Here is an 11,518-nt window from a genome sequence, read left to right as displayed (position 1 = left end):
ACACTGTGGTGAGTCAAGTTGCGTTATAGAGCCACGGCAGCTTGCAGGCTTTGTTCTCAGCGAGTAGCAACCTGCCGTTCACTGTTGTTCTCGTTGCGCAGGCGCACCAACTGGCCGAGCTTGTCCCAGTGGTAGGTGAGGGTGGTGTCGTTGGCGTTGTGGCGCTGCTGGGTCAGCCCGGCTTCGTTATAGTCCCAGCGGGTGAGGCGATGCAGGGCGTCGGTGAAGCTGAGCAGCCGGCCTTCAGCATCCTCACCACCATTGGCATCGATCATGGCGATGGGCAGGTTGTCGCTGTTGTAGGTGTACTGGGTCTTGTTCTCCAACGGGTCGAGGGTTTCGATGACGAGTTGGTCATTGCCGCTCGTGCACAAAGTTTTAAAGAGCTGGAATCAATCTAGCGATTGAAGCAGCGGTGGAGGCGGCAACAGCCATGCTGCTGTATGGCTGTTGTTCGCCTATTTCACTGACCTAATTGACCTAGCGATGGACGCCACCGTGTGATGAGCTGGCGATCAAGCTGGCCCCGCATGCGGTCTTCATGCCGTCGAGAGCGACGGCCACTCCGTTGACGCGATATGTGTCACTGCCCTCGATGATGGGAAATTCACCTTTACACAGAGGGCAGAAAACCATGTTGCCTTTGCCGGCCATTGGCTTTTCATTGAGGCTGGTGTGGGGAATGAAGCCAGTCACCTCTCCGCCGTGATCAGTTGCGTCTCCGGTGCGAACAATATTTTTCATGCTCTCCTGGAGTACCTCGTCATTTGGTTTTTATTTTTTCTAGGCTCTGTCTGAAAAGAGGTGTCTCAAACACCGCATAGCGCAGGCCAGCGAGACCATCGCGGCATAACTTTTCGCCAGCTTTTCGAAGCGCGTCACGATCCTCCGATTCTCTTTCAGCCTGGCAAGGGTATATTTGGCTGGCTAAAGGAGAGCCGACGAATCTTGACGCGCTTTGACAAACTCGCGAGCAGCTATACTGCTACAGTTTCAATGTCATTGTTCAATGCGATGTTTGCGCCATCTTATTTCGTAAAGGGCTTAATCAAATTCATTGACTAAGTCGAGGTGTACGAATTAGTAACGCTTGGCCATAGGAGCCGCCGTCAACGAACGGTGGCCGCCTCGATGAATTCATTGGAGTCGCTGGAGGCCGGGGGCGGGGGGCTAGGCATACGTACTGGAATCATCAGGCTGGTGTACTCCTCAATCAACCGGTTTAGTGCTTCGGGCGGTTCGCTGGCCTGGAACTGCATGCGGATCTGCACTTCGTCCGGGTCGCGGCTCTCGCCCTGACGCCCCTGGCCGCCGATGCTGACCTTGAAGCTTGCAGCCTTGTTTTCGCCTGCGGACATCAAAGCCTGTTGTGCTTCGGTGCCCTTGACGCGCACCGACAGGTCAACCTGCATGCGCTCCAAGGCCAGGCCTTTAGGGGATACCAGCGCGAACAGCGGTACGCGCATGATGTGCTGCCCATCCATGGCAACTTCAACCATCTTGGCCTTCATGGGGGCGCCGAGCGCTTCGGTGTCGCACTCGAAGAATTGGTCGAACAGGTTGATGTACTGCTGTGCGATCAGGCTGTTGGTGGCGCTGGCAGCTTCCTGCAGGCCGCGGGTGATCTCACGCAGGTCGATGGAGGTCATGGGGGCGGGGTGGGTGTCCAATCAGTTGGCTCCTCTGTGCGAAGGGTGCCCCCATTGATGCAATGGGGGCAGTTGCCTAAAGGGCTAGGTCAAGGAGTGCCGGCATCAGCACCAGCACCAGCACCAGCACCGGCACCAGCACCGGTACCAGTCGATTTGTCATTCAGCGTGTCTGCCGTCGAGATCGCCTCCGGGCTTTCCAGAGTCGCTGACTTGAGGATGGTCGGTTTGGTGGCGGCATCCGTGAGGAATTCGATTACCCGCATCATCGCTTCAGGGGGCTCTTGGCGCTTGAGTGTGGTATTGAAGGCGTAACGGGCGCGGGTATCGGTCTTGCGGGTTTGCGTGGACTTGTGGCTGATGCTGCCTTTCACATTCAGCTTGAATGGCCCCCAGCCCAGCGAGCCGGTGGCTTCGGCGCCCATGTCCTTCGCGGAGGTATCCTCCGACATCTGGTTGATGGTCAGCTCGAACTCGACATTGCCTTCTTCAATAGCGATGTTCGGGTGGGTGATGGCCGCCATCAGTGGCACTTTCATGGTCTTGCTGACGACACCCTGGTACTCGCCCTGTTCGTCGACGAGGGTTTCGTCGTAGTCGAACTGGATGGCGACCGCCTTGCCGTCCTGGACGCAGACTTGCATCAGGAAGTCGGCATATGACTTGCTGGCGGTAACCTGGGCCTGGACCATGGCCTGCAGGGGACCTGCGATCATGCGGTCCATTGGCAAGGCATTGATGACGGATCCGATGAGGCTGTTATCTATAGACATAGCTGGATTCTCGTTGTGGTTTGGGGCAATTAGTGGCCCTTAACAGCAGCCACGGGGGTTGGGCATCAGCGCACGCAAGGTTCCTGGCGACGGATGTTGCCGATCTGGCGCAGGCTGAGGCCGTACTTGTTGGCCAACAGGCTGCGTGACAAGCCGTTGGCGCTTTCTTTCTGGATTTGCAGGTTGCGCAGCTGACGTTGGAAGTGGTCAGCCTTGGGGATTTCCAGGGCAACCCCGGCAAAGCGCTTGATCAGTGCGTCAAGGGCTTCGGCTGGCAGCACGTCGGCCAGCTTGGTGCGCTCGCGGTGTTTGGGGATGTACTTGGGCCTGCCGCCGTAGGCGCAGGTCAGCTGGTAGGCGTTGTCGAGGCCGATGCACTCGATCAGGGCCTGCAGTGAATGGGGCAGTTGACTGATATCGATGTGGCTCAAGTCTGGCAATTCCATATGACGCTCCTTCGGGATGGATGGGATGTGCTAGCCGATCACCAGCGGCGTTATGTCGAAGGTGTGACTGAATTTTCTGCGACAGCCGGCGCAGGTCGCTAGGCGACATATGGGCTGGGGTTTGTAGCTTCGGTGAATAGGTTTTGCGGGCATCGATTTCCGGTGCTGTAGGACATGGCTTCAACCTCTGGCTGCAGCTGGTGATTTCTCATCACGACATTCCATTCGCTGTGTGTTGGGTGCAGTGACCCTTAGTCGCATGGATAGCTGTTTACCAGGCTGGCGCCGTGCAGGTAGGCCTGAGGGGTTGCGTGCATGCCTTGTGGCAGCGTGCGCCAGTCGACCAACAGGCACAGGGCATCGAGCGGCTGCCCGTCGCGTTGGCCGATCACCTGGCCGGCAAAACTGCGACGGTACAGCGCCTGAGTCTGTTGCACGGCCTGGACCTGGTCCGCGTCTGCAAGGGTTTGCCGGGCCAGGTCGGGTAATTGCGCTTGGGGAATACTGAAATGCAGCGATGCGCCGTTTGCCTGCAGGTAGCCGGCTTGGCGCGCGCGCTGCCACAACTGCTGCCATTGGCTAGCGCCGGCCTCGGAGGCCAGTTCACGGCCAAGTTCGAGCAGTTGCTCGGTGGAAACTTGATGGGTGTCTAGCGCATGAAGGGTAAAGGGAGTCAGGAACAGCGATGCGAACAGCAGGGGTTTGTACATGGTGCCTCCGGCATGGGTGCTTGGGAACCTCATGCTTTCAGGCAGCCGCTACCTCACCCAGCAGGAAATGCAGCGCCGGGGGCGGTGGGCGTTGTATCATTGCCGCGGCTCGTTGCGAGCCAATTGCCCCTGATGTTGCAAGGAACCTTCGATGACACACGTGCAGCGCCTCAAATATTCACTTCTGATCATCCTGGTGGTACTGGGCTTGATGCTAGGCCTGTCTCACCTGCAAAAGCAGGGCACGATCAGTGAACAGACCTTCCAGATGCTGGCCATTGCCATCGCTGTGGTGGTCGTGGTGATCAATGGCATTCTGCGACGCAAGGTCAAACCCTGACCTTGGTGGGCCGGCCAGATAGGCCGGCCGTGCGCTTAGCGCAAAGGCGTTTGCCCCAGCACGGCGCGCGCCTGGGGGTTTAGGCTGTAGCATTTGTCGCTGCCCAGCTGGATAACGCCTTCGGCGCACAGCCGCTTGAGCACCTCGCGCACGCTTAGAAACGACAGCGGAATATCCAGCAGCTCCAGCTGCGCGTGCACGCCGCGCACGCCAATGCTGCGGCCCTCGCGGTCGGCCGCGTGCAAGGCATCGATCACCTTGAGGCGGATCAGGCTGGTGCGCAAACCGAAAGCGCGCAACAGCTCCCGGATTTGTTCGTTGCCGATGCGTTCGTCAGTAAAAACGTCCTGTTCCTTGGGCGTTTTGACTGGGGCACGCCCAGCCTGGATCGAGGGTTGCGGGTTGTACATGTGAATGCTCCTTTTCGTCAACGAACCCGAAAGATGGGTGCCTCACTTACTAGGACGAATGAGAACGGAAAATCTGCAGCCCATTGGTAAAAAAACCTGTATCTGTTCAAGACGTTCCGCCCCCATTCAATACGTAAAATTTTTACCTGGCCATTCGTCTGATCGGGATGACCCCCGAACCTGAGGAGTGCCCGTGTTTACACTTTCCCGTTCCATGAGCTGTGCCGGCCTGGCCGCCGCCTTGGTGGCTTTCAGCATCGGTGTAGCGGCGCAGCCCGCTACAGCCGATGCTAGCGCACAAATTCGCCGAACCAGCTACGGGGTGCCGCATATCGTGGCCAAGGACGAGCGAGGCCTGGGCTATGGCATCGGCTACGCCTACGCCCAGGACAACCTGTGCTTGCTGGCCGATGAAGTGCTGACGGTGAGCGGCGAGCGTTCACGCTACTTCGGTGCCAAGGGCAAGACCCTGGAGCAGCGCGACAACCTGGCCAGTGACCTGTTCTTCACCTGGCTCAACAGCCCGGCAGCGGTCAGTGCTTTTTTGCAGGCGCAGCCGGCACCGGTGCAGGCGTTGCTGGCAGGGTATGCCAGCGGCTACAACCGGGCGTTGGCCGAGCGCCGCAGCCAAGGGTTGCCCGCCGAGTGTGGCAACGGCGAGTGGCTGCGCCCGATCAACAGCGAGGACCTGATCAAGCTGACCCGTCGGCTGTTGGCCGAAGGCGGTATTGGGCAGTTCGTTGAAGCACTGGCGGGTGCGCAACCGCCAACGCAGGCCAGCCAGCAGGCGCCGGCTGGTTTTGCCATGGCCTTGGCCCGGCAACAACGGTTTGCCACGGAGCGTGGTAGCAATGCGGTGGCCGTGGGAGCGCAGCGTTCGGCCAATGGCCGCGGCCTGTTGTTGGCCAACCCACACTTCCCCTGGATGGGCGGCATGCGCTTTTACCAGATGCAACTGACCATTCCCGGCCAGCTCAATGTGATGGGTGCGGCATTGCCGGGCCTGCCAGTCATCAACATTGGCTTCAACCAGCAGCTGGCCTGGACGCACACCGTCGACACCTCTAAGCACTTCACCCTGTACCGCCTGCAGCTCGACCCCCAGGACCCGACCCGCTACCTGCTCGATGGCAAATCACTGCCGCTGGCTCGGCAAACTGTTAGCGTTGCGGTCAAGGCCGAGGATGGCAACCTGCGCCAGGTACAACGCCAGGTGTACAGTTCGCAGTTCGGGCCGGTGGTGCAATGGCCAGGGCGCCTGGACTGGGACGCTCATACGGCCTACAGCCTGCGTGACGCCAACCTCGAGAACACCCGGGTATTGCAGCAGTGGTACCAGATCAACCATGCCGACAGCCTGGCGGCGCTGCAGCGCTCGATCGAGCAGTTGCAGGGCATCCCTTGGGTCAACACGCTGGCCGTGGACCAAGGGGGCCAGGCGTTATACCTGAACCAATCAGTGGTGCCTTATGTCGACCAGCAATTGCTGGGCGCCTGCAGCAACCCGCAGGCACAGGGGCGCATGGTGGTGCTGGATGGCTCGCGCAGCGCGTGCCAGTGGAAGATCGATGCGCAGGCGGCGCAGCCAGGTATTTTCCCAGCACGGCTGTTGCCGAGCCTTAAGCGCGAAGATTTCGTGCAAAACTCCAACGACCCGGCCTGGATGGCCAACCCGGCGCAGCCATTGACTGGCTACTCACCGCTGGTCAGCCGCCATGACCAACCGCTGAGCATGCGTGGCCGCTTTGCCCTGCAACGGCTGCAGGGCAAGGCCCGGTTAAGTGTCGATGATTTGCAGCGCATGGTTACCGATGACGAGGTTTACCTGGCCAGCCTGGTGTTGCCAGACTTGCTGCAATGGTGCCAGGGCGCCGGTGTGGATGTGCAGGCAGTATGCAATAGCCTAGCGGCCTGGAACGGCAAGGCCGACCTCGACAGTGGCATTGGCTTGGTGCACTTCCAGAACCTGCTCAGCGCCCTGGCCGAGCACCCGCAAAGCTGGCGGGTGGCCTTTGACCCCGCCGACCCGCAGCATACGCCGCGTGGCCTAGCGGTTGAACAGGCGGCCGTGCGCAAGCGGGTGCACCAGGCTGCGCTGGCTTCGCTCAAGCAGGTCAGTGACAGCGGCGTAGCGGGGGAGGTGCGTTGGGGGCAGGTGCAACTTGCGAGCGATGGCACACCGGTACCGGGCGGCCCGCAGGCACTGGGCGTGTACAACGCGATCCACAGCGTGCCGCACGGGCAGGGTAAGCGGCTGGTGGTCAGTGGTACCAGCTACTTGCAATTGGTCAGCTTTACTGACAAGGGGCCAGAGGCCCGCGGGTTGCTGGCGTTTTCCCAGTCAAGCGAAGCGGCATCGGCGCATGCCAGTGATCAGACCAAGGCGTTTGCGGCCAAGCAATTGGCGGTAATTCCGTTTACCGAGGCGCAGATCAAGGCTGACCCGGCGTACCGGGAAGTACTGATCAGTGAGCGGGACCAGGGAGCAGTGGATCTAAAGTAAGGCATTCTGGCCTCTTCGCGGGCTTGCCCGCTCCCCCGGTATCGCACCGCTTGCAGCCCTGGTGCAGTCCCTGTGGGAGCGGGCGAGCCCGCGAAGAGGCCGGCCCTGCAAGGTCAGGAAAACTCGAACGGCGCCAACTGAAAACCTTGCTCGTCAACCTGCAAGGCCCAGCCCCGGCGGTCCCAGTCACCCAGCACGATACGCCGTGCTGGGTGCCCGTCGACCACTAGCTTGTGTATCGCCGGCCGGTGAGTATGGCCATGCACCAATGTGCGCACGCCATGCGCTGCCATCACCTTCGGCACTTCCTCGGGCGTGACATCGACGATCTCGGTAGATTTCATGCGCGTTTGCGTGCGGCTTTCGCTGCGTAGTTTGCGCGCCAGCTTGTGGCGGGCTGACAGCGGTAGGTGCCGCAAGACCCACAGGCTCAGCGGGTTGCGTAGCAAACGGCGCATCTTCATGTAGCCCAGGTCGCGGGTGCACAAGGTGTCGCCATGCATCAGCAGCACCGGTTCACCGCCTAACTCGATCACGCTAGGGTCGTTCAGCAGCGTGCAACCCGCGGCGTCACAAAACGCTTGGCCGATCAGGAAGTCACGGTTGCCGTGCATCAGGTAGATGGCCGTGCCGCTGTCGCTCAGCCGGCGCATCGCCTGGCAGACTGACTCCTGGAAGGGCGTCATGGCGTCGTCGCCAATCCACGCTTCGAAGAAGTCGCCAAGGATGTAGAGCGCCTTGGCATGGCGGGCACGGCCATCGAGCAGATCAAGAAACGCCCGGGAAATATCCGGGCGTTCTTCTTGCAGGTGCAGATCAGAGATCAGCAAGATCACTCAATGATCTCTGCTTTCTCGATGATTACGTCGTCTTTCGGCACGTCCTGGTGGCCAGCTTTGGAACCGGTGGCAACTTTCTCGATGGCGTCGACCACTTCACGGCCTTCAATCACTTCGCCGAATACGGCATAGCCCCAACCTTGCGCGTTCTTGCCGCTGTGGTTGAGGAAGTCGTTGTCAGAAGCGTTGATGAAGAACTGTGCCGAGGCAGAGTGTGGGTCCATGGTACGGGCCATGGCGATGCTGTACTTGGTGTTTTTCAGGCCATTGTCCGCTTCGTTCTGGATGCTAGCGCGGGTTTTCTTCTGGCTCATGCCAGGCTCGAAACCGCCGCCCTGGATCATGAAACCTTTGATCACACGGTGGAACACGGTGTTGTCGAAGTGGCCGTCTTTAACGTATTGAACGAAGTTCTCAACAGTTTGCGGAGCTTTTTCGGCGTTCAGTTGCAGGACGATGTCGCCGTGGTTGGTGCTCAGTTTGACTTTGGACATGCTGAAATTCGCTCTTTCAAGGCATACGGAAATTAGGGTGCGCAAGGCGCGGGTTATCACCTGACGCAGGATCAGGCGATCGCGACACATGGCGCGCACCGGCCATTTTGCCAGGCTGCGGCAAAAAGCCGTGATAAATCACGCCAGTTTGTCCGGGCCTGACTGTCAGCAGCTTGACTGCTTCGGCTATGATAGGCCCTTTGATTCAATCGGCCTACCCAGGCCGGACACGTGCATTCAAGGATCCTATGAGCAAGCCCACTGCCGACAACGCGCCCAACGCCGCTGCCAAAGGCGCCCCCGCTGTCCCTGCGAACTTCCTGCGGCCGATCATCCAGGCCGACCTGGACTCGGGCAAGCACAGCAGCATCGTCACCCGCTTCCCGCCCGAGCCTAATGGTTACCTGCACATCGGCCACGCCAAGTCGATCTGCGTCAACTTCGGCCTGGCCAAGGAATTCGGGGGCGTCTGCCACCTGCGTTTCGACGATACCAACCCGGCCAAGGAAGACCAGGAGTACATCGACGCTATCCAAAGCGATGTCAAGTGGCTGGGCTTCGACTGGGCTGGCGACGTACGCTACGCCTCCAACTACTTCGACCAGTTGCACGACTGGGCGGTCGAGCTGATCAAGCGTGGCAAGGCCTATGTCTGCGACCTGACCCCTGATCAAGCCAAGGAATACCGCGGCAACTTGAAAGAGCCGGGTAAGAACAGCCCGTTCCGTGAGCGTAGCGTAGAAGACAATCTTGACCTGTTCGCCCGCATGAAGGCCGGCGAGTTCAAGGATGGCGAGCGCGTGCTGCGGGCCAAGATCGACATGGCGTCGCCAAACATGAATCTGCGCGACCCAATTCTGTACCGCATCCGCCATGCCCACCACCACCAGACCGGTGACAAGTGGTGCATCTACCCCAACTATGACTTTACCCACGGCCAGTCGGACGCCATCGAGGGCATTACCCACTCGATCTGCACCCTGGAATTCGAAGGGCATCGTCCACTGTACGACTGGTTCCTCGACAACCTGCCGGTGCCGGCACACCCGCGCCAGTATGAGTTCAGCCGCCTGAACCTGAACTACACCATCACGTCCAAGCGCAAGCTCAAGCAGCTGGTCGACGAAAAGCACGTTGACGCCTGGGACGATCCACGCATGTCGACCCTGTCCGGTTTCCGTCGCCGTGGCTACACCCCGGCCTCGATCCGCAACTTCTGCGAAATGATCGGCACCAACCGCTCCGACGGCGTAGTCGACATGTCGATGCTCGAGTTCAGTATCCGTGATGACCTGGATCGCACCGCGCCGCGTGCCATGTGCGTGCTGCGCCCGTTGAAAGTGGTCATCACCAACTACCCGGAAGGTCAGGTCGAGCAGCTCGAACTGCCGCGTCACCCGAAGGAAGATATGGGCGTGCGCGTGCTGCCGTTTGCCCGCGAGCTGTACATCGACCGTGACGACTTCATGGAAGAGCCGCCGAAGGGCTACAAGCGCCTGGAACCGGCGGGTGAAGTGCGCCTGCGCGGCAGCTACGTGATCCGCGCCGACGAGGCAATCAAGGACGCCGACGGCAACATCGTCGAGCTGCGCTGCTCGTACGACCCCGACACCCTGGGCAAAAACCCGGAAGGCCGCAAGGTCAAGGGCGTGATTCACTGGGTGCCGGCCGAAGGCAGCGTCGAGTGCGAAGTGCGCCTGTACGACCGGCTGTTCCGCTCTGCCAACCCGGAAAAAACCGAAGACGGCGGCAGCTTCCTGGACAACATCAACCCCGATTCGCTGCAGGTGCTGACCGGTTGCCGCGCCGAGCCATCGCTGGGCCAGGCTCAGCCTGAGGACCGCTTCCAGTTCGAGCGCGAAGGCTACTTCTGCGCCGATCTGAAAGACAGCCAGCCGGGCCGCCCGGTGTTCAACCGCACTGTCACCCTGCGTGACTCCTGGGGCAGCTGAGGAACCGCCGTGCTTACCATCTACAACACCCTGAGCAAAGCGAAGGAAACCTTCAAGCCGCTGGATGGCAACAAGGTACGCATGTACGTGTGCGGCATGACCGTATACGACTACTGCCACCTGGGCCATGGCCGCAGCATGGTGGCCTTCGACCTGGTCACTCGCTGGCTGCGCAAAAGCGGCTACGAGCTAACCTACGTGCGCAACATCACCGACATCGATGACAAAATCATCAACCGGGCCAACGAAAACGGCGAAACCTTCGACGCCCTGACTGCCCGCATGATCGACGCGATGCACGAAGACGAGCGCCGCCTCAACATCCTGCCGCCAGACCAGGAGCCGCGTGCGACCGAGCATATTGCCGGCATGCACGCGATGATTCAGACCTTGATCGACAAGGGTTATGCCTACGCCCCAGGCAATGGCGACGTGTACTACCGTGTCGGCAAGTTCGTCGGTTACGGCAAGCTGTCGCGCAAGAAGATCGAAGACCTGCGCATCGGTGCACGCATCGAGGTCGATGAAGCCAAGCAGGACCCGCTGGACTTCGTGCTGTGGAAAGGCGTCAAGCCGGGCGAGCCAAGTTGGGAATCGCCATGGGGCCCAGGGCGGCCGGGCTGGCACATCGAGTGCTCGGTGATGTCCACCTGCTGCCTGGGCGAAAGCTTCGACATCCACGGCGGCGGCAGCGACCTGGAGTTCCCGCACCACGAGAACGAGATTGCCCAGAGCGAGGCAGCCACTGGCAAGCAGTACGCCAATGCCTGGATGCACTGCGGCATGATCCGCATCAACGGCGAGAAGATGTCCAAGTCGTTGAACAACTTCTTCACCATCCGTGACGTACTCGAGAAGTACCACCCGGAAGTGGTGCGTTACCTGCTGGTGGCCAGCCACTACCGCAGCGCGATCAACTACTCCGAAGACAGCCTGCGTGACGCCAAGGGTGCGCTGGAGCGCTTCTACCACGCCTTGCGCGGTTTGCCACGCGTGGCCGCCCAGGGCGGCGAGGCGTTTGTCGAGCGCTTCAGCGTGGCGATGAACGACGACTTCGGCACCCCCGAGGCCTGCGCCGTGCTGTTCGACCTGGTGCGCGAGATCAACCGCCTGCGCGACAGCGACCCAGCGGCCGCTGCCGGCCTTGCGGGGCGCCTGCGTGAGCTGGGTGATGTGCTGGGTGTGCTGCAGCTCGAAGCCGATGACTTCCTGCGTGCCGGTGCCGAAGGCAAAGTGGACGCCGCTGAAGTCGAGGGCTTGATCCAGGCGCGCCTGCAGGCGCGTGCGGACAAGAACTGGGCCGAGTCTGACCGCATTCGCGACCAGCTGACCGCCATGGGTGTGGTGCTGGAAGACAGCAAGGGTAGCACTACCTGGCGTCTTGCTGACTGATCGGTGTAAT

At 60.6% G+C, this 11,518-nt stretch carries 13 protein-coding genes and 2 pseudogenes; 5 read left to right on the top strand and 10 right to left on the bottom strand.

Annotation, left to right across the window (positions count from 1 at the left end; genetic code table 11):
* Nucleotides 1-56: 56 nt before the first annotated feature.
* From DV532_RS13420 to DV532_RS13410, 3 genes and pseudogenes are all read right to left on the bottom strand, one after another.
* On the bottom strand, nucleotides 57-374 hold the full coding sequence (locus DV532_RS13420; RefSeq protein ID WP_056803826.1) for an RHS repeat domain-containing protein: 318 nt from the start codon (nucleotides 372-374) through the stop codon (nucleotides 57-59).
* A gap of 106 nt (nucleotides 375-480) precedes the next feature.
* On the bottom strand, nucleotides 481-744 hold the full coding sequence (locus DV532_RS13415; protein WP_056803829.1) for a PAAR domain-containing protein: 264 nt from the start codon (nucleotides 742-744) through the stop codon (nucleotides 481-483).
* A 39-nt stretch (nucleotides 745-783) separates the two neighbouring features.
* Nucleotides 784-903, bottom strand: a pseudogene (locus DV532_RS13410) (IS5/IS1182 family transposase); the annotation flags it as partial.
* Between the two features lie 12 nt (nucleotides 904-915).
* Between DV532_RS13410 and DV532_RS30925 the strand changes: the two are divergent.
* Nucleotides 916-1,039, top strand: a pseudogene (locus DV532_RS30925) (IS5/IS1182 family transposase); the annotation flags it as partial.
* Between the two features lie 70 nt (nucleotides 1,040-1,109).
* On the opposite strand, the gene DV532_RS13405 reads toward DV532_RS30925, so the two are convergent.
* From DV532_RS13405 to DV532_RS13390, 4 genes are all read right to left on the bottom strand, one after another.
* On the bottom strand, nucleotides 1,110-1,670 hold the full coding sequence (locus tag DV532_RS13405; protein WP_120715346.1) for a DUF2589 domain-containing protein: 561 nt from the start codon (nucleotides 1,668-1,670) through the stop codon (nucleotides 1,110-1,112).
* Between the two features lie 68 nt (nucleotides 1,671-1,738).
* Nucleotides 1,739-2,422: a DUF2589 domain-containing protein gene (locus DV532_RS13400; RefSeq protein ID WP_056803835.1), complete on the bottom strand. Its 684-nt coding sequence runs from the start codon at nucleotides 2,420-2,422 to the stop codon at nucleotides 1,739-1,741.
* Nucleotides 2,423-2,487: 65 nt separating this feature from the next.
* Nucleotides 2,488-2,868, bottom strand: coding sequence for a Mor transcription activator family protein (locus tag DV532_RS13395; protein WP_056803838.1), 381 nt, complete (start codon nucleotides 2,866-2,868; stop codon nucleotides 2,488-2,490).
* Between the two features lie 251 nt (nucleotides 2,869-3,119).
* Nucleotides 3,120-3,578, bottom strand: a complete 459-nt coding sequence (locus DV532_RS13390) for a hypothetical protein (RefSeq protein ID WP_056803839.1) — start codon at nucleotides 3,576-3,578, stop codon at nucleotides 3,120-3,122.
* A 151-nt stretch (nucleotides 3,579-3,729) separates the two neighbouring features.
* Between DV532_RS13390 and DV532_RS13385 the strand changes: the two genes are divergently transcribed.
* Nucleotides 3,730-3,918 (top strand): hypothetical protein, encoded by a 189-nt coding sequence (locus DV532_RS13385; protein WP_003248064.1) that lies wholly within the window; start codon nucleotides 3,730-3,732, stop codon nucleotides 3,916-3,918.
* A 35-nt stretch (nucleotides 3,919-3,953) separates the two neighbouring features.
* Here the strand turns inward: DV532_RS13385 and DV532_RS13380 are convergent, their stop codons facing one another.
* On the bottom strand, nucleotides 3,954-4,328 hold the full coding sequence (locus DV532_RS13380) for a hypothetical protein (protein WP_056803842.1): 375 nt from the start codon (nucleotides 4,326-4,328) through the stop codon (nucleotides 3,954-3,956).
* A gap of 214 nt (nucleotides 4,329-4,542) precedes the next feature.
* Here DV532_RS13380 and DV532_RS13375 point away from each other — a divergent pair, with 214 nt between their 5' ends.
* A complete protein-coding gene (locus DV532_RS13375) occupies nucleotides 4,543-6,831 on the top strand; it encodes an acylase (RefSeq protein ID WP_120715345.1) in 2,289 nt (762 codons plus the stop codon).
* 113 nt (nucleotides 6,832-6,944) lie between these two features.
* Here DV532_RS13375 and DV532_RS13370 read toward each other — a convergent pair whose 3' ends face one another.
* Both DV532_RS13370 and DV532_RS13365 read right to left on the bottom strand, forming a co-directional pair.
* Nucleotides 6,945-7,667, bottom strand: a complete 723-nt coding sequence (locus DV532_RS13370) for a UDP-2,3-diacylglucosamine diphosphatase (protein ID WP_056803848.1) — start codon at nucleotides 7,665-7,667, stop codon at nucleotides 6,945-6,947.
* A complete protein-coding gene (locus tag DV532_RS13365; protein WP_056803850.1) occupies nucleotides 7,664-8,164 on the bottom strand; it encodes a peptidylprolyl isomerase in 501 nt (166 codons plus the stop codon). The genes DV532_RS13370 and DV532_RS13365 overlap by 4 nt, the downstream gene beginning before the upstream one ends.
* Before the next feature lie 248 nt (nucleotides 8,165-8,412).
* On the opposite strand from DV532_RS13365, the gene DV532_RS13360 reads away from it, so the two are divergent.
* On the top strand, nucleotides 8,413-10,116 hold the full coding sequence (locus DV532_RS13360; protein WP_056803853.1) for a glutamine--tRNA ligase/YqeY domain fusion protein: 1,704 nt from the start codon (nucleotides 8,413-8,415) through the stop codon (nucleotides 10,114-10,116).
* 9 nt (nucleotides 10,117-10,125) lie between these two features.
* The gene (cysS, locus tag DV532_RS13355) at nucleotides 10,126-11,508 is read left to right on the top strand and encodes a cysteine--tRNA ligase (RefSeq protein ID WP_056803856.1); all 1,383 of its coding nucleotides are present in this window, start codon (nucleotides 10,126-10,128) and stop codon (nucleotides 11,506-11,508) included.
* Nucleotides 11,509-11,518: the final 10 nt, after the last annotated feature.

It is taken from the genome of Pseudomonas sp. Leaf58 (genome assembly GCF_003627215.1).
GTDB lineage: Bacteria > Pseudomonadota > Gammaproteobacteria > Pseudomonadales > Pseudomonadaceae > Aquipseudomonas.
This window is presented reverse-complemented; position numbering and strand designations above follow the sequence as displayed.